16 protein-coding genes are annotated in these 18,833 nt (G+C 64.6%); 13 read left to right on the top strand and 3 right to left on the bottom strand.

Translation table 11 applies throughout. The features are described from left to right. Positions 1 to 15 precede the first annotated feature (15 nt). A complete protein-coding gene (gene glpX / locus GGR36_RS00935; RefSeq protein ID WP_183630886.1) occupies positions 16 to 1,023 on the top strand; it encodes a class II fructose-bisphosphatase in 1,008 nt (335 codons plus the stop codon). A 118-nt stretch (positions 1,024 to 1,141) separates the two neighbouring features. Beyond that, positions 1,142 to 2,350, top strand: coding sequence for an amino acid aminotransferase (locus tag GGR36_RS00930; RefSeq protein WP_183630884.1), 1,209 nt, complete (start codon positions 1,142 to 1,144; stop codon positions 2,348 to 2,350). 55 nt (positions 2,351 to 2,405) lie between these two features. On the opposite strand, the gene GGR36_RS00925 is transcribed toward GGR36_RS00930, so the two are convergent. Beyond that, on the bottom strand, positions 2,406 to 2,795 hold the full coding sequence (locus GGR36_RS00925; RefSeq protein ID WP_183630882.1) for a thioredoxin family protein: 390 nt from the start codon (positions 2,793 to 2,795) through the stop codon (positions 2,406 to 2,408). 137 nt (positions 2,796 to 2,932) lie between these two features. On the opposite strand from GGR36_RS00925, the gene rpmE reads away from it, so the two are divergent. Next, positions 2,933 to 3,136 carry a 50S ribosomal protein L31 gene (rpmE, locus tag GGR36_RS00920; protein ID WP_183630880.1) on the top strand — a complete coding sequence of 68 codons (204 nt, stop codon included), beginning with the start codon at positions 2,933 to 2,935 and terminating at the stop codon, positions 3,134 to 3,136. A 140-nt stretch (positions 3,137 to 3,276) separates the two neighbouring features. Continuing rightward, positions 3,277 to 4,908: an ArnT family glycosyltransferase gene (locus GGR36_RS00915; protein ID WP_183630878.1), complete on the top strand. Its 1,632-nt coding sequence runs from the start codon at positions 3,277 to 3,279 to the stop codon at positions 4,906 to 4,908. Between the two features lie 23 nt (positions 4,909 to 4,931). Here the strand turns inward: GGR36_RS00915 and orn are convergent, their stop codons facing one another. Further along, positions 4,932 to 5,480 (bottom strand): oligoribonuclease, encoded by a 549-nt coding sequence (orn, locus tag GGR36_RS00910; RefSeq protein WP_183630876.1) that lies wholly within the window; start codon positions 5,478 to 5,480, stop codon positions 4,932 to 4,934. A gap of 76 nt (positions 5,481 to 5,556) precedes the next feature. Between orn and GGR36_RS00905 the strand changes: the two genes are divergently transcribed. From GGR36_RS00905 to GGR36_RS22205, 9 genes are all read left to right on the top strand, one after another. Continuing rightward, positions 5,557 to 6,804, top strand: coding sequence for a M48 family metallopeptidase (locus tag GGR36_RS00905; protein WP_183630874.1), 1,248 nt, complete (start codon positions 5,557 to 5,559; stop codon positions 6,802 to 6,804). Then, entirely contained in the window at positions 6,801 to 7,703 is a 903-nt protein-coding gene (gene rsgA / locus GGR36_RS00900) for a ribosome small subunit-dependent GTPase A (RefSeq protein ID WP_183630872.1), read from the top strand. The genes GGR36_RS00905 and rsgA overlap by 4 nt, the downstream gene beginning before the upstream one ends. A gap of 173 nt (positions 7,704 to 7,876) precedes the next feature. Next, on the top strand, positions 7,877 to 8,911 hold the full coding sequence (locus tag GGR36_RS00895) for an alpha/beta hydrolase-fold protein (protein WP_183630870.1): 1,035 nt from the start codon (positions 7,877 to 7,879) through the stop codon (positions 8,909 to 8,911). 626 nt (positions 8,912 to 9,537) lie between these two features. Next, positions 9,538 to 10,659: a saccharopine dehydrogenase family protein gene (locus GGR36_RS00890; RefSeq protein ID WP_183630868.1), complete on the top strand. Its 1,122-nt coding sequence runs from the start codon at positions 9,538 to 9,540 to the stop codon at positions 10,657 to 10,659. A gap of 12 nt (positions 10,660 to 10,671) precedes the next feature. Further along, positions 10,672 to 12,225: an L-piperidine-6-carboxylate dehydrogenase gene (gene amaB, locus GGR36_RS00885; protein ID WP_183630866.1), complete on the top strand. Its 1,554-nt coding sequence runs from the start codon at positions 10,672 to 10,674 to the stop codon at positions 12,223 to 12,225. An 81-nt stretch (positions 12,226 to 12,306) separates the two neighbouring features. Further along, positions 12,307 to 13,017 carry a DUF3047 domain-containing protein gene (locus GGR36_RS00880; RefSeq protein ID WP_207064341.1) on the top strand — a complete coding sequence of 237 codons (711 nt, stop codon included), beginning with the start codon at positions 12,307 to 12,309 and terminating at the stop codon, positions 13,015 to 13,017. Positions 13,018 to 13,125: 108 nt separating this feature from the next. Beyond that, positions 13,126 to 14,067 (top strand): hypothetical protein, encoded by a 942-nt coding sequence (locus tag GGR36_RS00875; protein ID WP_183630864.1) that lies wholly within the window; start codon positions 13,126 to 13,128, stop codon positions 14,065 to 14,067. Positions 14,068 to 14,258: 191 nt separating this feature from the next. Further along, a complete protein-coding gene (locus GGR36_RS00870) occupies positions 14,259 to 15,410 on the top strand; it encodes an ABC transporter substrate-binding protein (RefSeq protein ID WP_183630862.1) in 1,152 nt (383 codons plus the stop codon). Between the two features lie 18 nt (positions 15,411 to 15,428). Beyond that, a complete protein-coding gene (locus GGR36_RS22205) occupies positions 15,429 to 17,465 on the top strand; it encodes an ATP-binding protein (protein WP_183630860.1) in 2,037 nt (678 codons plus the stop codon). On the opposite strand, the gene GGR36_RS00860 is transcribed toward GGR36_RS22205, so the two are convergent. Then, a complete protein-coding gene (locus tag GGR36_RS00860; protein WP_207064342.1) occupies positions 17,404 to 18,810 on the bottom strand; it encodes an APC family permease in 1,407 nt (468 codons plus the stop codon). The genes GGR36_RS22205 and GGR36_RS00860 overlap by 62 nt on opposite strands. Positions 18,811 to 18,833 lie beyond the last annotated feature (23 nt).

The following is an 18,833-nucleotide window of genomic DNA, read 5'->3' as shown; positions in this document are numbered from 1 at the left end:
CAGGAATCCCAGAGCATGAGACGCGAACTTGCGATCGAATTCACCCGAGTCACCGAAGCCGCCGCACTGGCCGGCTATAAATGGCTCGGCCGCGGCGACAAGAACAAGGCAGACGGCGCTGCCGTCGAGGCGATGCGCTTCGTGCTGAACCAGATCCAGATCGACGGCGAGATCGTTATCGGCGAGGGCGAGATCGATGAGGCCCCCATGCTCTACATCGGCGAACACGTCGGTCGTGGCGGCGACGGCGTGGATATCGCGGTCGACCCGATCGATGGCACCCGCATGACCGCAATGGGCCAGAACAACGCGGTAGCGGTGCTGGCCGCGGGCGACAAGGGCAGCTTCATGCGCGCGCCGGACATGTACATGGAGAAGCTGATCGTCGGCAACCCGGCCAAGGGCGCGATCGATCTGCACAAGCCGCTCGAAGACAACCTGCGCTCGGTCGCAGCCGCACTCGGCAAGCCGCTCAACCGGCTGACCGTGATCACGCTGGCGAAGCCGCGCCATGAGGCCGCGATCAAGGAAATGCATGCGCTTGGCTGCAAGGTCTTCGCGATCCCCGACGGCGATGTCGCCGCGTCGGTGATGGCCTGCATGCCCGACAACGAAGTGGACATGTTGTACTGCATCGGCGGCGCACCGGAAGGCGTTGTCTCCGCCGCAGTCGCCCGCGCGCTCGATGGCGACATGCAGGGCCGCCTGATCCCGCGCGACATCGCCAAGGGCGCGACACCGGAAAACGTGGCGCTCGGCGCCGAAGAGCGCGCACGTTGCGCAAAGATGGGCATCGCGGTCGACACGGTGCTGACGCTCGACGAGATGGCCCGCACGGACAACGTGATCATCGCGGTCACCGGCATCACCAAGGGCGATCTGCTCGAAGGGGTCACCAGTGACGGCACCTTCGCGACCACCGAAACGCTGCTGATCCGCGGCAAATCGCGCACGATCCGCCGTATCCATTCGACGCATTACCTTGCGCGCAAGGACGACGCGATCAAGAACCTGATCCTCTGATGACATCCCCCACGTGCGCTTGGCGGCGACTGCGCTTCAGCGTGCGTGCTAAACTTAAAAGCTTGATTTCCAGCGACTTTCCCCCCGAAACGTCGCGACCAAACGACCTGGAGTTCCGATGACTGCCTCGATTTTTGCCGCGGTGGAGATGGCCCCGCGCGACCCGATTCTCGGCCTCAACGAAGCCTTCAACGCCGACACCCGCGCCACCAAGGTGAACCTCGGCGTCGGCGTCTACTACGACGACAACGGCAAGATCCCGTTGCTGGGCGCTGTGAAGGCCGCCGAAAAGGCACGCCTGGAAGCCATGCCGGCACGCGGCTACCAGCCGATCGAGGGTCTGGCCGCTTACAACAACGCGGTGCAGGCGCTGCTGTTCGGCAAGGATTCGGCACTCATCGCCAACGGCCAGGTGATCACCGTCGAAGCCCTCGGCGGCACCGGCGCACTGAAGGTCGGCGCAGACTATCTGAAGCGTCTGAACCCGGATGCGACGGTGTACATCTCCGACCCAAGCTGGGAAAACCACCGCGCCCTGTTCGAGTCCGCCGGCTTCCCGGTCGACACCTACCCGTACTACGACGCAGCAACCGGCGGCGCCAACTTCGCTGGCATGAAGGCCAAGCTCGAAAGCCTGCCGGCCGGCTCGATCATTGTGCTGCACGCCTGCTGCCACAACCCCACCGGCGCCGACATCACCGATGCACAGTGGGAAGAGGTCGTGGCCGTCTGCCGTGCCAAGGGCCTCGTCGCCTTCCTCGACATGGCCTACCAGGGCTTCGCCGATGGCATCGATGCCGACGCCGTCGCGGTGCGCGCCTTCTCGGCCAGCGGCCTGCAGTTCTTCGTCTCCAGCTCGTTCTCGAAGTCCTTCTCGCTGTACGGCGAGCGCGTCGGCGCACTGTCGATCGTCACCGCTTCGAAGGAAGAGTCGGCCCGTGTGCTGTCGCAGGTGAAGCGCGTTGTGCGCACCAACTACTCCAATCCACCGACGCATGGCGGCGCGGTCGTCGCGGCCGTGCTGTCGAGCCCGGAACTGCGCCAGCAGTGGGAAGACGAGCTGGCCGGCATGCGCGTGCGCATCCGCGAAATGCGCAAGGGTCTGGCCGAGCGCCTCGCCGCTCGCGGCGTGACGCGTGACCTGTCCTTCGTGACGCGTCAGCGCGGCATGTTCTCTTATACCGGCCTCTCAGCCGGACAAGTGGAAGTGCTGAAGAACGAGTTCGGCATCTATGCCGTCTCGACCGGGCGCATCTGTGTCGCCGCGCTGAACAGCAAGAACATCGACTATGTCGCCGATGCGTTGGCGACCGTCATGAAAGCCTGATCCACGATCAGTCAGAACACAAACGGGGCTTCGGCCCCGTTTTTCATTGCGTGATTCAGGCCTCTCGAAGCAAGGCACGAAGATTGTGCCCGGTCTGCCATCCGCGACGCTCCGGGGTCGCCGCCGCATACGCCGCACTCTCTTCGACAGACTGGGCCGCGAAGGTCTCCAGCAGGCGCCGCAAGAGTCCATGGTCCGGCAGTACGGTCCCGAAGAAGACCACATGCTCACCGCGCTGAATCAGGATGCTCGGGAAGTTCTCGACGTCGATATCGCCCAAATGATCTGCGCTGTCTTCAATGTCCACCCAGATCAATCCCATCTGCGGAAAATGGGCCTGCAGCGCCTCGAACCCTGCCCGGTAATCGCGACAGGTGCCGCACCACTCGGCGCAGAGACAGGCCACAAGGAACTCGCGCCCCGGATCTAAAGGTCGATACTGCATCGGACAATCCCGCCGTTGGAGAGTCGTCGATTATGCCAGCCGGGGAATCCTTGACTCGTTGACACGCCGCATGGCATCATGTTCGTTTATTCGACTTGGCCGGTCACATCCGCCGGCCGCGCACAAAGGATTCAGAAATGAAAGCCGATACGCATCCGAAGTACAACGAATTGAAGGTCACCTGCTCCTGCGGCAACACCTTCACCACCCGTTCGACGATGGCCAAAGACGCCTACCACGTTGAAGTCTGCTCGGAATGCCACCCGTTCTGGACCGGCAAACAGAAGATCGTCGATACCGCCGGTCGTGTCGAGCGTTTCCGCCAGAAGTACGGCCGCTGATCTCCGATCAGCCCCAAAAAAGGCAGCTTCGGCTGCCTTTTTTGTTTTTCGCGCGGCGGGATATCGCCCCGCCACCTCCCTAGTCATCGCGTTGCAGCTAAAATTGCGCGATTCTCCGGGCTCTCCAAAGAAAACGAAGCATGGCCCACGCCCCAAGACCACCCTCGACGCTCACGCTTCCCATCTGGGCGCTTTGGGCCCTTTTCGCGCTTTATGCTTTGCCCGGCCTGATCGACCATACGCCCTGGCGCGGCGACGACGGCGCCTACTTCGGCGTGATCCACCAGATGCTGCGCACCGGTGACTGGCTGACACTCGCAGTCGCAGATCGTCCTACCTTCGATTTCGGCCCACTCTATTTCTGGCTTGGCGCTGTACTAGCAAAGGCGCTTGGCTGGGCACTTCCGCTCCATAGCGCCGCACGCCTGGCATCCGCAGCCTGCGTGGCCATCACGCTTTACTGTCTGGCCCGCGCCGCGCGGCGCTTCTACGGGAGTCCAGCAGACCGCGCGGCCGTGCTGCTTGGACTCGGCACGCTCGGACTACTGACCCACGCACACGAATTCCAGCCGCAACTCGCCCTTCTCGCCAGCATTGCCGGCGCGTTTCTCGGCTTCGCCGAATTCCTAGATGCCCCGCGTCGCGGCGCAGTGATTGCCGGCAGCGCTATCGGTTTGGCTGCACTCGCCGCCGGCTTGCCGGCAATGCTGATCCTGATGCCCTTGTGGGTCTTGCTGCCCGGCCTATGCAGCGAATGCCGCACAACAGAGCGCGTCCGGGCGTTGTGGATGGGTGCCGCGATTGCGCTCGCGGTGGCGTCGATCTGGCCGATCCTGCTCGCCACTTTTGAACCGACGCACCTGAAGATCTGGTGGGCCAGTGAAGTCTTTTCGATCACGCCGCACAGCGGGCATCTTGCCAACCTGGGCCGGCTCTTCGAATTGCTTGGCTGGTTCATGTGGCCCCTTTGGCCGATCATGCTGTGGACGATCTGGTACGAGCGCAAGCAACTCAAGGAAACGCGCATCACGCTTCCACTGGCCGCGCTGCTGCTCGCCGGGCTGCTCGTCGTGACTACCGGCCCGCTGCGTCCGGCGCACGCGCTGCCGCTGATTCCACCACTGGTTCTGCTCGCCACCCACGGCGTGATGAGTTTGCGGCGCGGCGCAGCGAGTGCATTCGACTGGTTCGGTCGCATGACCTACCTTGCGGTCGGCGTGTTCGTCTGGCTCGCCTGGTACGCACAGCATTTCGGCTGGCCTGCCCCTTTGGCACGAAACGTCGCACGCATCGTGCCGGACTTCGTGCCCAGTATTTCCCCTGTTGCGGTTGTCGCGGGCGCCTTACTCACCATCGGATGGGTCGCGCTCGTAGCACGACCGCCCCGCTCGCCGCTTCGCGGTGCATTGTCGTGGGCAGTCGGCACGAGCTTCCTGTGGGCGCTGGTTGTCGCGCTATTCATGCCCTTCGTCGACCACGACAAGCGCTACAACGACATTGCGCGCGACCTTTCGGCGCAGATCGCTGCACAGCCACACGCCTGTATCGCCGAGAGCGGAATGGGCGAAGCGCAGTTGGCAACCTTGCTCTACTTCGAGAACCTGCGCTTCGAACCTGCTGAACGCGGAATCACCCGCTGCGAATGGCTGGTTGTGTATCGCGGCAGTAGCGGTGAGGGTCTGGAACCCGGATCGGGCTGGACCCAAGTGTGGAACCTGCAACGCGGACGGCGCCGGACCGCAGAGCATTTCACGCTCTATCGGCGTATCTGAATCCGCGTCGCAATTAGCGGCGTTCAGGGCAAGCGCAGGAAGTTCTCGCGGTAGTAGCGGAGCTCTTCGATCGACTCACGGATATCGGCAAGTGCGGTATGGGCACCCTGCTTCTTGAGTCCGGCGAAGACCGCTGGGTTCCAGCGTTTGGCGAGTTCCTTGAGCGTGCTCACGTCCAGATTGCGGTAATGGAACCACGCCTCGAGAGCAGGCATGTAACGCACCATGAAGCGGCGATCCTGTCCGATCGAATTTCCGCACATCGGCGTCGCGCGCGCAGGCAGGAACTCGTTCAGAAAGGCCAGCAACTGCCGCTCGACCTCAGCTTCGTCGGTGGTTGATGCACGCACCCGGTCGATCAAACCGCTCTTGCCGTGCGTGTTCTTGTTCCAGTCGTCCATCCCATCCAGTACTGCGTCGCTCTGATGGACCACCAGCACGGGCCCTTCGGCCACAGTCACCAGATCGGCATCGGTGACGATGACCGCGATTTCAAGGATACGATCGCGATCCGGCTCCAAGCCTGTCATTTCCATGTCCACCCAGACGAGACGGTTGGGGTCCTGTGCCATAATCGCAAGCTCCTGATTCAAAATCCCATTCTCTCACAGGCCTTGCCGTCACTAGTACGGCGCGCCTTCCAGATTCATGACAGCCTCCGGATTCAGCACCCTTTTCCTGCTTGTCGTCGCACTCACCCTGGGTCTGAGACTCTGGCTGTCGTTCAGGCAATCGCGACACGTTTCAAAGCATCGTGCAGCAGTGCCCGCGGCCTTTGCCGACCGGATTCCGCTCGACGCCCATCAGAAAGCCGCTGACTACACATGCGCCCGCCTGGGTGTAGGCGGAATCGAGCTGATCGTCGAGACGGCCTTCCTCGTAACGCTGACGCTCGGCGGAGGGCTGCAGTGGCTGTACGACCTTGCGAGCCCGTACCTGCAGGCTGGCGGCATCTGGCACGGCATCGCGTTCCTGTCACTGATCTCGATCGCATCGTTCTCGGTCGGGCTGCCCTTTTCGGTTTGGCGCACCTTCGTCACCGAGGCCCGCTTCGGCTTCAACAAGACCAGCCCCGCGACCTTCGTTTCCGACCTGATCAAGGGCGTACTGGTGGCTGCCATCGTTGGCATACCGCTGATCGCCGTTGTGCTATGGATGATGCAGCGTACCGGCCCGAACTGGTGGGTATGGGTGTGGGCGTTCTGGCTTGGCTTTAACCTGCTGGTCATGGTGCTCTATCCGATCGTCATCGCGCCGATCTTCAACAAGTTCGTGCCGCTGGAAGACGGCAGCCTCAAGCAGCGCATCGAAGCACTGCTGGTGCGCTGCGGCTTTCGCAGCTCCGGTCTTTTCGTGATGGATGGATCGAAGCGTTCGGCCCACGGCAATGCCTACTTCACCGGGCTTGGAGCTGCCAAACGGATCGTGTTCTTCGATACGCTGATCGAGAAACTTGCACCAGAAGAGGTCGAGGCAGTGCTGGCCCACGAACTCGGGCATTTCAAACTGCGCCACCTGTGGCAGCGGGTCGGCGTCATGGCGCTGATGAGCCTCGCAATCCTCGCCTTGCTCGGCTGGCTGATGGGGCAAGCCTGGTTCTTCAACGGGCTCGGCATGCAGGCGACTGGCGAAGCGCCAGCGCTCGCACTGGTGATGTTCGCCTTGCCGGTGTTCACGTTCCCGCTGACGCCGCTGACCAGCCTCTGGTCGCGCCGCCACGAATTCCAGGCTGACGCCTATGCCGCCCACCACGCACGGGCGGAGGACCTGGTCTCGGCGTTGGTGAAACTCTATCGCGACAATGCCGGCACGCTGACACCCGACCCCTTGTACTCAGCGTTCTACGACTCCCACCCGCCCGCACCGATCCGCGTGGCGCGTCTGCGCGCTGCATGAAAAACGGCATTGACGGAACCATCGTCGCAGCCTTCGGGCGCCAGTACGAGGTCGAACTTGCAGACGGTACCCGCCTGCTCTGCTTTACCCGCGCCAAGAAGAGTTCCTTTGCCTGCGGCGATCACGTCGAAGTCAGCGCCACCGCGCCGGACCAGGGCGTCATCGAAAAGCTGCACGCGCGCACAAGCCTGCTGTACCGCGAAGACGCCTTCAAGCAGAAGCTGATCGCCGCCAACCTGACCCAAGTGGTCATCGTGGTGGCGACGGAACCGAGCTTCAGTCCTGAACTGCTTACGCGCTGCCTGTGCGCAGTCGAAGATCAGGAACTCAAGGCCCTGATCGTGTTGAACAAGGCGGATCTGTCAGACCGGCTTGCAGACGCACGCGCGCTCCTCAGACCGTTCCTGGATGTCGGCTACGAAGTGCTCGAAACCTGCGCCAAGCAATCGGTAGCGCCGTTGCTCGAGCGGCTCGCCGGCGAGGTCAGCCTGCTGGTGGGGCAGTCGGGAATGGGCAAGTCCACACTGACCAACGCGTTGATTCCCGATGCGGCGGCCGTTACCGCGGAAATCTCGACCGCCCTGGATTCCGGACGGCACACGACGACCTTCTCGCGGCTTTACCGCCTGCCCGGCGGCGGTACGTTGATCGACAGCCCGGGCTTGCAGATGTTCGGGCTCGCACAACTGTCGCACGACGCGCTTGCGTGGTCATTCCGCGAGTTCCGTCCGCATCTGGGCCAATGCCGGTTCCGCGACTGTCACCACGATGCCGAGCCTGGCTGCGCGTTGCTCGCAGCGCTCGCCGATGGCGCCATCGCCGCCTCACGCTTCGCGCAGTACCGCATGCTTCGCAACGAGCTTACAAGCGCAATGCAAGCGAGAAACGGACACGCCTGAAGCAGCCGAACGCGCCACCGACGCAACACAGGGCAGCACGACTCGCACGCTCATCCAGAGCCCGCATCGGCGCAAAGGGCTGTTGCGCCGAATCCACGGGATGATGCGCCCACATCACGCTGCACCAGAGATCACATCTCCGGCGTGTAAAATCGCGCACCCAGGAGGTATGCATGCCATTCGGACTTCACTCGCTCATCCTCACGCAGTCGGATCTCGCCGGGTCGCTATCGCCCTGCGAGTTCTCGCTGTATGCACCGTCTGCGAAGGAGGTCTTCCTTTTTGGCGACATGACGCACTGGCAAGACGGCAAGCTACCCATGACGCGCGGGGAAGACGGCGTCTGGCACCTCAAGCTCCAGCTCCGTCGCGGCCAGTGGCACTACAAGTTCGACGTCGACACGCGCCGCATCCCCGATCCGCTCAACCCACTGCTGGCCGAAGACGGCATGGGCATGGGTGAGTGCCATTCCTACGTGTTCCTCGGCGAAGGCGACTGGCTCGACAAGCCAAAGGTACCGCGCGGCGAACTCCTCGATCTGCACATTCCCTGCTCCAAGCTCGGCGGCTCGCTGCCCGGCCAGCTCTATCTGCCACCCGGCACGAGGGAAAACGACAAGCTGCCGCTGCTGGTGCTGATGCACGGCCATCAGATGCGGGCCAACCAGTGGGCCACCAACGGCCGCATCAAGCAGTACATGGACAATCTCCTCGCGCAAGGTTTGCTGCGGCCGTTTGCGGTGTTCCTGCCCGGCGGCCACGCTGGTCACGCGATGCCCAAGTACGCCGAAGCGGTCGTTCAGACTGCCTTGCCGTGGCTCGCCAAGCAGCAGCCGGTCACCAACGAGACTTCCCAGCGGGCCATCGGCGGCATGTCGATCAGCGAATTCGGGCCGCTCGCCGTTGCGCTCGCGCACCCGAAGGCTTTCAGCCTGGTGGTGCCGATGAATGAGACCTTCAACGATGCCGTCATCGCCGGTCAGCTGGACAAGCAACCCTTCCGCCTGCACCTCTTCTGCACCACCGAAGGCTGCGCGCCGCCGCAGTACCGGCAATTGATGGAACGCTCCCGCTCGCTCGGCATCACGGTTCCGTTCATGCGACTCGACGGCGTACCGACCTGGCGCAACTGGAACGAAATGACGCCCGAGTTCCTCGCTACCGTGTCGGATCATTTCTACTCGGCCAAGAAAACCGGCCAGAAGTAGTCACAAGCAAACAGGGTTCTCGCTTCCCGTCACCGGAGTATCGGCGCGCCAACTTGCAGGCCGCGACGATGTGCCGGTGCGCGCGACGTGACCACTCGCACGGCAACACGTGTTTGCCCGACAGAGCGTCCCGTTTTTGACAACACGCGCCGCAGACCCGCAAGCCTGCCCGGTCGCCTCAGTCTCTAATGCGAGCACCGGAAGACACCGCATCACGGCTTCCGGTGAGCGGACGCGCGTATCGGCAACCCCGGTGCGCACGCCCAACATGTGGGGGGACACGATCCCCCCGCTTCGTCTCTCCTCGGGACGAAGCCACTTCGCTTCTGGGGGGAATGCGAGTGGGTTGCTGCAGTTTGACTATGCGCATGTTGGCTTTACGCACGAATGCCGGGATCCCGGGTCGCGCGTCCGCCCTTCTTTTCACCACCAGCCGCGTCGCGGCCTGCAGCGACTCGACACCCGGCATGACCGATGGCCCCGCAGCACGCGACCAGCCAGCGAGACGCCTTCCCGTTTCATCCGATACCCGCACTAGTCACCGCACGACACGATCGTAGCGGGCGATATCCGACGACCGTCACCAAGGCGGCGCACCTCCAACCCACAACGGAGAGAGACAAACGATGTATCCGATCCTGATCCTCGGCGCCGGCAAGATTGGCGCATCCATCGCCAAACTGCTGCACATGAGCGGCGACTACCAGGTCACCGTTGCCGACCGCGACGCTGCGACGCTGGAACGCCTCGCCAAGCAACTCCATGTCACGACGCAGCTGATCGACTTGTCGCAGCCCGAACAGCTGCGACAAGCGCTGGTCGGTCAGCGCGCGGTGTTCTCGGCGTGTTCCTTCGACGTCAACCCGGCGATCGCGCAAGCGGCGCTGGAAGCCGGCGTCTCGTACTTCGACCTGACCGAAGACGTCGAGACCACCCGCCGCGTGCGTCAGTATTCGGCCGATGCGCGCGAAGGCCAGATCTTCATGCCGCAATGCGGGCTGGCGCCGGGCTTCATCGGCATCATTGCGCACGCGATGAGCCGCCGCTTTGACCGGCTCGACAGCATCAAGATGCGCGTCGGCGCGCTGCCGCAGTACCCGCACAACCACATGAAATACAACCTGACCTGGTCCACCGACGGGGTCATCAACGAGTACTGCAACCCCTGCGAGGTGATCCACAAGGGGCGCCGCATGGAAGTGCTGGCGCTCGAAGGGCTCGAGCGCTTCTCGCTCGATGGTCTTGAGTACGAGGCGTTCAATACCTCGGGCGGGCTCGGCACGCTGTGCGAAACCCTGGAAGGCCGCATCAACGACCTCAACTACAAGACCGTGCGCTACCCCGGCCACCAGTACCTGATGGACTTCCTGATCAACGGGCTGAAGATGGGCCACAGCCTTGAGCGCCGCCACGAGCTGCGCGAGATCATGGAATCCGCCCTGCCGATCACCAAGCAGGACGTAGTGCTGGTGTATTGCGCGGTATCCGGCTGGAAGGATGGCCACTACTGGCAGGAAACCGACGCCCGGAAGATCTACCATCAAAATCTGTTCGGCGAAGCGTGGAGCTCGATCCAGCTCACCACCGCGGCCGGCGCCTGCGCCGCGGTCGATCTGCACCGTGAGGGCCGCTTGCCGAACAAGGGCTTCGTGCGGCAGGAGCAGGTCGACCTCGAACACTTCCTGGCCAACCGTTTCGGCCGCTACTACTCCACCGAATCGCATCACGCCGAGCGCGTGACGCTTTGAGGACGACGCTGCATGACTGACAACACCCTGCCGGTGCTCGCCGGCGTTCAGCCGCCGGTGCGCGGCTCCACCTACCCCGCTGCCATCATCGACGGCGAAGCACGCTTCCCGGAAGGGGCGCCCGCGCGCGCGCTGAAGAGCCCGCTCGATGGCGCCCCGCTCGGCAGCCAGTTGCTGGCTGACCCCGCACTCGCCGCCGAGGCGGTCGAGCGCGCGCAGGCGGCCTTCATGGCCTGGCGCACGGTGCCCGCGCCGCGCCGCGGTGAGCTGGTACGCCGCATCGGCGAAGCAGTGCGCCAGAACAAACGCGAACTCGCCCGCATCATCACGCTGGAGGCCGGCAAGATCCCTGCTGAAGCCGAAGGCGAGGTGCAGGAATGGATCGACATCTGCGAGTTCGCCGTCGGCCTCTCGCGCCAGTTGCACGGCCTCACCATCGCCAGCGAGCGGCCGGACCACCGGATGATGGAGCAGTGGCTGCCGCTCGGGCCGGTCGGCGTCATCACCGCCTTCAACTTCCCGGTGGCGGTGTGGGCGTGGAATGCGATGCTCGCCTTCGTCTGCGGCGACTCGGTGATCTGGAAGCCGTCGGAGAAGACGCCGCTCTGCGCGCTCGCCGTGCAGACCCTGGTGGGGCAGGCGATTGCATCGATGGATGAAGCGCCGGCCGGCCTGTCGCAACTCGTCGTGGGCCTCGCCGATGTCGGCGAAGCCATCGCCGCCGATACCCGCGTACCGCTGGTGTCCGCCACCGGCTCGGTACGCATGGGCAAGCGCGTCGCGGCCACGGTGGGCGCGCGGCTGGGCCGCAGCCTGCTGGAACTGGGCGGCAACAACGCGATGATCGTGACGCCGACGGCGCGGCTCGATCTTGCCCTGCGCGCGATCGTCTTCGCCGCGGCGGGCACTGCTGGCCAGCGCTGCACGACGCTGCGCCGCCTGATCGTGCACGAATCGGTGCTGCCGGAACTGCTGCCCAAGCTCGTCAAAGCCTACGAGAGCCTGCCGGTGGGCGATCCGCGCGTACCCGGCACCCTTGTCGGGCCGCTGATCGATGCCGCCTCGTTCGAAGCGATGCAGCTCGCGCTGGACGACGCCAAGATCCAGGGTGGTCGTATCGTCTGCGGCGGCCGGCGCATCGCCGACAACGTGCCGGCCGGGGGCTTCTACGTGCAGCCTGCGATCGTCGAAGTGCCCGGCAACCTCAAGGTTGTCTGCCACGAGACCTTCGCCCCGATCCTGTACGTGATGACCTACCGCGAGCTGGACGAGGCCATCGCGCTGAACAACGGCGTGCCGCAAGGTCTGTCGTCCGCAATCTTTACCGAACGCATGCAGGAGGCAGAACGCTTCATGGCGGCGGCCGGCTCGGATTGCGGCATTGCCAACGTGAACATCGGCACCTCTGGCGCCGAGATCGGCGGCGCCTTCGGCGGCGAGAAGGAGACCGGCGGCGGGCGTGAGTCCGGCTCCGATTCCTGGAAGGCCTACATGCGGCGCACCACCAACACGATCAACTACGGCGACGCACTGCCACTGGCGCAGGGTATCCGTTTCGACGTCTGAGCAATTTGCAGCACCTCGTAGTTACTGTGGTTAGGGGGGCGTCAAGCTGGCGACCCCCTCTTTTTTCTGGCACTCACACATTTGACCCACGCCCCGCTCACCTCGCCACGTCGCGCCACCACAATTGCGCTCGCATTCGCGCTGTCGGCAGTCTCCGCGATTACCGCGGCGCAGGACACCGCCTTGCCGGCTGGCTGGCACGCGATTCCGCTCACGGCCGACAAGAAACCGACGGCGTACAGCTTCGAGCACGAAGGGGCGCGCAACGTCATCCACGCGCACGCAGAAGCCGCCGCAATGGCGCTCGCGCACACCGCGCCGGACGACGCGACGCAGCGGCCGATCCTGCGCTGGCGCTGGAAGGTCTCGCACGCGCTTGAATCGGCCGACAACCGCGTCGGCGCCAAGGAAGACGCTGCCGCGCGCGTGGTGCTGAGTTTCGACGGAGACAAGGGCGCGCTCGGCCTGTTCGACCAAGCTGCGCTGGCGATCAGCAGCCATCTCTCGGGTCGCGAGATGGCCTACGCAACGCTCATGTACATCTGGTCGGCGCATGATCCGGTGGGCACCGTCATCGACAACCCGCACACTGGCCGGGTCAAGATGATTGTCGCGGCCAGCGGCCCCGGTGGCGCGTGGCAAACGGTGCGCCGCAACTGGGTCGAGGACTTCCGGCACTGTTTCGGCGAAGCACCGGGCCGGATGCTCGCCTACGGCGTGCTCACCGACACCGACAATACCGGCGAGAGCGTCGACGCCTGGTATTCGGACATCGGTTTCACCGAGCATTGAGTGTCGACAGTGCAGCCGCCGGCAGCCCTGTCGGCTTGATCCAGCGCAGGGCGCTGAGGATGATGACGACTAGGCTTGCGGTTTGAGCGCAGCGGCAAGGGGGAAAGCATGACCAAGGCATTCGAGCGGATCGGCAACATCACGGTGGGCCACATGGGCCTGGGCGGGCACGGCGGTGGCATCGGCAGCGTGCGCAATCTGGTGCATGACGGCGATACCGTGCTGGTGCGGCCGCTGGGCAACATCGCGGTGCGCTTTCTTGGCGTCGACACCCCGGAAGTAAGCCTGCCACTGCCCGGCTCCAGCGCCTTCGTGAAGACCGACCACGCGGCGTGGGAGGCCTTTCTGACCGACCCGTTCGCACCGCATCTGCCGCCGATCCGGCTCGCGGACGGGCTGCGCGAATACCTGCAGGGCCGCATCGGGCCGGGCTGTGCCGCCAACCACCACCGCCATGCGGAAGCGGCCGAGCGCGGGCTGGAAGGCGAGATCCTCGCCGACCTTGCCGCGACCGGGCTGGCACCCGAAGATTTCCGCTTCTACGTTCGCTTTTCCCGCGAGGCGATCGACGGCTACGGCCGCCTGCTCGGCTGGATCAACCGCGAGGAAGCCTCCGACGATCGCCCGCCGACCTACAACCACCGCATGATGCTCAAGGGCCTCGCGCTGCCCTACTTCATCTGGCCCAACGTTGCCCCGTGGCGGCGCATCGGCGCGCTGCGCGAGGCGATCCCCATCCCTGGCAGCCAGGCCCGCATTGCCGAGACCGACATGCGTCTGAAGCAGGCGCGTGAGTGGTTCCGCGCCAACCGCGAAGCGGGCGTCGGCGTCTTCGACAGTGAAGATCCGCTGCGCCTGCAGGCCTTCGAGCTGCGCTACCTGACGCAGCGCAAGGCGCCCAACCGCTGGGTCATCGACCTCTCACGATCAGACGATCTGCTGATCGACCCGCAGCGCTACTACACGGTCGAAAACCCGGAAGACCGCCTGTACGTCCCCGACGACTACCTCGAACTCTTCCTCGCCAAGGGCTGGCGCACCGCCGCCTGACGCAACGACTTACTGCCGGCTGGGTTCAAGCTCGGCCGCGCAGATCCGTAAAAGTCCACTGCAGCCTCGTCCGCTTGAAACACGTAGCGGCCAGGCTTTGAATTTGCGCGCGTGTCTGCGGGCTGCTACCCCATTCCCGGTCAAGGCCGGCAGACGCCCCTTGCGCAGGCTCACCTCGAGGATTACGCACCATGGGCTGGATCGAACGCGGCGACACGGCATCGGTATTCCCCCTCAAGCGCGCACGCAGACTTGCCGCCGTCGCCGCAAGCACCCTGCTTGGCGCAGCCTTGCTGATGGCCGGATGTGGCGATCGATCGCCGTACCGCATCGGCTTTCTCGGCAGCCTCACCGGCAAGTACGCCTACCTGGGTGAAGGCGGACGCAACGGATTCCTGCTCGCGCTCGAGGAAATCAACGCTGCCGGCGGCGTCGATGGGCGCCGTATCGAAGCCGTCATTCGCGATGACCAGCACAACGATGCCAAGGCGGCGGACGCCACGCGCGAATTGCTCGCCCAGCAGGTACGTGCGGTCGTGGGCCCGATGACCAGCGCGATGGCCAAGGCGGTGATCCCGGTGCTCACCGGCACCGACGTTCCGCTGATCAGCCCTACCGCCACCAGCTCCGAGCTGGAAGGCAAAGACGACCCGCTCTTCCGCATCCTCTCGTCCGATCCCGAGTACGCGCTGCAACTGGCGGGCTATGCCTGGCAGACGCTCGGCGTACGCACGCTCGCAATCGCTTTCGAGGAAGCCAACCGCTCCTATTCCGAGAGCCTTGCCAATGCCTTTCGCAAGGCATTCGAAGACCTCGGCGGCAAGGTCGTGCTGATCACCCCGCTCGACGCGAAGGACGCCACCTCCACCTCCGAGCGTCTGCTGGCCGCCTCGCCCGAGGCGATCCTGATGATTTCAAACCCGGTCGATACCGCACGCATCAGCCAGGTCGTCCGCAGCCGCAACGAGAAAGTCCGCCTGCTTGGCGACACCGCCGAAGAACGGGTGATACAGCTGGGCGGTGCAGCGGTCGAAGGCCTTGTCGCCACGCAGACCTTTGACCGCGACGACCCGTCGCCGCGTTATGCCGCGTTCGTCGCCGCCTACGAGCAGCGCTTCAAGACAAAACCCGGCTTCGAAGCGATCGCCAGCTACGACGCGACGCGCGTGACCCTCGAAGGCCTCGCGCATCGCGAATCCGGCGAATCGCTCAAGGCGGCGATCGTTCGCGTGGCGCGTTTCGCTGGCGTGCAGGGCGAGATCCGCTTCGACCGCTTCGGCGATGCGCACCGCAAGGCGGTGATCGTGCGCGTTGAGAACGGCCAGTTCAAGGTGATCCGCTGAACGGCCGCTGCCCGACACGTGAAACTCCGCACCGCACTCGTCCTCGTCCTGCTCGGCAGCACCACGGCCATCACCGCCTTCGTGGCGCTGCTGTTGTTGACACTGCGCCTGCCCGAGATCGAGCGCGAGCAGCGCCAACGCGCCGTCGAATCGGCCCAGGCAGCGGCGATTTCGGTCGACCATGCGCTTGCGGCCTTCGAAGCCCCGCTGCGCACTGCCGTCGCGGCGGGCAAGTCCGACCGACTCCCGCGCCAGGCGCTGCTCGACGCGATCATGGCCGGCTCCGGCCAGTACCTTGCGGTATATACCGTCGGCGCGCAGGGCAAGGTCACCGCCTTCGCCCGCGACCCGAACACGCAGAAAGCCGGCGAAATCAACTACCTGAATGCGCAGACCATGCCGGCCACGCTGCGTGACGCCGACTTCGTCTGGAGCGACCGCCTGCTCTCTATCGTCACTGGCAACATCGTGATCGCCGCGATGACCCGGATCGACGGTGAAGTGCTGATCGCAGAAATCGCGCCCGAGCGCGTCCACCGCGCGCTCACGGAATCCACCCGCTCGGTTTCGCAGGACCTGCTGGTGGTCGACGGTCGCGGCGACTGGATCTCCAGCAACTCCGCCTTCTTCGGCGAACGCATGAGCAACTACGGCACCGTGCCGGCCATCCGCGCCCTGCTCGGCGGCGTGGCGTTCACCGAGGCCGACTTCGAAGGCCGCGGAAAGTACGCCTTTGCGGCGGCGTCGTCGGCGCGCCTGAGCTGGCGCTACATCATCGCGGTGCCATCCGGCGCCACCAATCCGATCTACCAGCGCACGATCCTTGTCATTGCGGTCGCGCTCGGCGGTTCGGCGCTGCTCGCCTTGGCGCTGGGCACCTATGCCGCCGGCCGCTTCGCGCGGCCGCTGCTAAGGCTGACCGAGGGCGCCCACCAGATCGCCGATGGCCGACCGGGCAGCGAGTGGCCGCACAGCGGCATTGCGGAAGTCGACATGCTCTCGCGCGATTTGCGCAACATGGCGAACACGCTTTCGCAGCGCGAAGCCGCGCTGGTGCGCGCGAACGAAACCCTTGAGGCACGCGTTTCGCAACGCACCGCCGAACTCTCGCGTACCAACGACGAACTGTCGCAGGCGCTCGCCACGCTCACACTGGCACAGCAGGAGCTGGTGCAGGCGGAGAAGATGGTCGCCCTGGGCAACATGGTCGCCGGCATCGCCCATGAGCTGAACACGCCGATCGGCAACGCGCTGCTGGCCTCGTCGACGCTCCACCGTCGCGTCGTCGAACTGAGTCAGAAATCGAACGAGTCGCTGACCAAGCGCCAGTTCAATGCGCTGCTGGCAGATCTCACCGAGACCGAGCAGATCACACAGCGCAACCTGTTGCGTGCCGCCGAACTCATCCAGAGCTTCAAACAGGTGGCCGCGGATCAGACCAGCGACCGGCGGCGAGAATTCGAGCTGGGCGGCCTGCTCAACGAAATCCTCGTATCGCTGCGCCCCTCGTTCAAACACCGCCCGATCACCGTCGATTGCACGGTCGCATCCCCCATCGTCATGGACAGCATCCCGGGCGCGATTGCCCAGATCATCACCAACCTGGTCGGCAACGCTCTCACGCATGCCTACGACGAAAACGGATCCGGCAGCATCCGTATCACGGGTGCGCTGCGCGACGACACGGTGGAACTGAGCATAGCGGACGACGGGCGCGGCATGTCTGCCGAGGTACAGCCTAGGATCTTTGACCCCTTCTTCACCACCCGCATGGGCAAGGGCGGCACCGGGCTTGGCCTGAGCATCGTGCACAGCCTGGTCACCAATGTGCTCAAGGGCACGATCAGCGTCCAGAGCGCACCCGGGTACGGCACGCAATTCACGATCCGCTGTCCGCGCCTCATCCCGCGCACAACCGGGCAAGAGGACAACGCGGTGGATGCGGACGTTCCAACACTCTCCGCGACCGACAACAACGAGCCGCGCGAGCACCTCACTTCTGGCGCGGCCGCACAGCGACGCGAGCACGACGGCGATTCAGCGCCCACGGGATGACGCCGAGCGCGATCCCCCCGATACCGACGATGTTGGTCGCCAGATCGAAGGTCGGCACGCTGTAGAGCGCAATGAAGATCAGGAACGCGGCGCTGAGCCCCGGCCAGAGAAACAGGAAGACGAAGTTGTCCGCCGAACGCAGCGCCGTCTTGCGGAAGTGCCACACGCACGCCAGTCCGGCCAGGCTGTAGTAGCAAGCGACCTGGAAGCCGATCGCGTTGACCGAGTCCTTGATGATGTCGTTCACCGTCGGGAAGTAGGACGAGAGGAACAGCAACAGCAGCCCGAGCACCACGATCACGCTGGTCGCCACCCAGGGCGTGCGCCAGCTCTTGTGCAGCACGGCGTAACGCGGGTGCAGCGCGCCGTCGCGCCCCTTGGCATACATGGTCCGCGTGAATTGCAGGATCGAGGTTTCCAGCGTGCCGACTGAGCTGAGCATCACCGCCACCACTGCAAGGTAGCTCCAGGGCCGCGGCAGGAGCTTTTCGGCCAGCGCGAACACGACGTTGGTGCTCGACTGTGCGATCTCTTCGTCACTCAACACCAGCAGCGCCGCGATCGCGAAGCTGATGAACAGCAGCAGCACGATGACCATCGCCACGACCGCACCGCGACCGGGTGCATGCGCCGCGTCGCGTGTTTCCTCGTTGAGGTTGAGCGTGACATCCCAACCCCAGAAGAAGAACAGCGCCGTCAACGCCCCGGTGGCAAAAAGCGAGGGCGTGAACTCGGCAATCGACAGCCACTTCCATGAAAACGGATGGGCCGGATGCGCCGCGTATTGCCACACCGAGGCGACGATCACGATGACCAGCACGCCCACCTCGATGGCGGTCATGACGATCTGCGTGTAGCTGGTCGGCTTGATGCCCTTGACGATGACACTGCTCACCGCCAGCAACCAGCCGGCCGCAACGAAAGAAACAGTGGTCGGATTGGCCGCGTGCTCCGGGCTGATCAGGATCAGCGTCGCGGTCGCTGCCGGTATCGTGCCCGACACCATGAACACCGCGGACGCCACCAGCAGCGACCAGCCCGCGATGAAACCGAACAGCGGCCCGAAGACCTCGCCCACCCAGGCGTAAGACGCGCCCGCATTCGTGATGACGCGGTTCAGATGCATGAAGGCGAAGGTCACGCCGAACATGATCAAGCCGCAATACAGCAGGCTACCCGCCGAAAGGATGCCGACCGCCGCCACCAGCGTCGCCGTCGTGGCCGCTACGCTGAATGCCGGCGCGGTGCCGGCCACCCCCATCACGACCGACTCCTCGATACCCAGCGCATCTTCGTGCAAACGCGCATGGTGCTGTGCATGAGCGGGCGGGCTGTTGCGTTGCATGGCACGGCCTCCTGCCAGAAGCG

Source organism: Niveibacterium umoris (genome assembly GCF_014197015.1).
Taxonomy (GTDB): domain Bacteria; phylum Pseudomonadota; class Gammaproteobacteria; order Burkholderiales; family Rhodocyclaceae; genus Niveibacterium; species Niveibacterium umoris.
This window is presented reverse-complemented; position numbering and strand designations above follow the sequence as displayed.

What these genes read in the sequence shown, in the direction of transcription:
- glpX (WP_183630886.1), top strand. Translation starts at nt 16, where the DNA reads ATGAGACGCGAACTTGCGATCGAATTCACCCGAGTCACCGAAGCCGCC.
- GGR36_RS00930 (WP_183630884.1), top strand. Translation starts at nt 1,142, where the DNA reads ATGACTGCCTCGATTTTTGCCGCGGTGGAGATGGCCCCGCGCGACCCG.
- GGR36_RS00925 (WP_183630882.1), bottom strand. Translation starts at nt 2,795, where the DNA reads ATGCAGTATCGACCTTTAGATCCGGGGCGCGAGTTCCTTGTGGCCTGT.
- rpmE (WP_183630880.1), top strand. Translation starts at nt 2,933, where the DNA reads ATGAAAGCCGATACGCATCCGAAGTACAACGAATTGAAGGTCACCTGC.
- GGR36_RS00915 (WP_183630878.1), top strand. Translation starts at nt 3,277, where the DNA reads ATGGCCCACGCCCCAAGACCACCCTCGACGCTCACGCTTCCCATCTGG.
- orn (WP_183630876.1), bottom strand. Translation starts at nt 5,480, where the DNA reads ATGGCACAGGACCCCAACCGTCTCGTCTGGGTGGACATGGAAATGACA.
- GGR36_RS00905 (WP_183630874.1), top strand. Translation starts at nt 5,557, where the DNA reads ATGACAGCCTCCGGATTCAGCACCCTTTTCCTGCTTGTCGTCGCACTC.
- rsgA (WP_183630872.1), top strand. Translation starts at nt 6,801, where the DNA reads ATGAAAAACGGCATTGACGGAACCATCGTCGCAGCCTTCGGGCGCCAG.
- GGR36_RS00895 (WP_183630870.1), top strand. Translation starts at nt 7,877, where the DNA reads ATGCCATTCGGACTTCACTCGCTCATCCTCACGCAGTCGGATCTCGCC.
- GGR36_RS00890 (WP_183630868.1), top strand. Translation starts at nt 9,538, where the DNA reads ATGTATCCGATCCTGATCCTCGGCGCCGGCAAGATTGGCGCATCCATC.
- amaB (WP_183630866.1), top strand. Translation starts at nt 10,672, where the DNA reads ATGACTGACAACACCCTGCCGGTGCTCGCCGGCGTTCAGCCGCCGGTG.
- GGR36_RS00875 (WP_183630864.1), top strand. Translation starts at nt 13,126, where the DNA reads ATGACCAAGGCATTCGAGCGGATCGGCAACATCACGGTGGGCCACATG.
- GGR36_RS00870 (WP_183630862.1), top strand. Translation starts at nt 14,259, where the DNA reads ATGGGCTGGATCGAACGCGGCGACACGGCATCGGTATTCCCCCTCAAG.
- GGR36_RS00860 (WP_207064342.1), bottom strand. Translation starts at nt 18,810, where the DNA reads ATGCAACGCAACAGCCCGCCCGCTCATGCACAGCACCATGCGCGTTTG.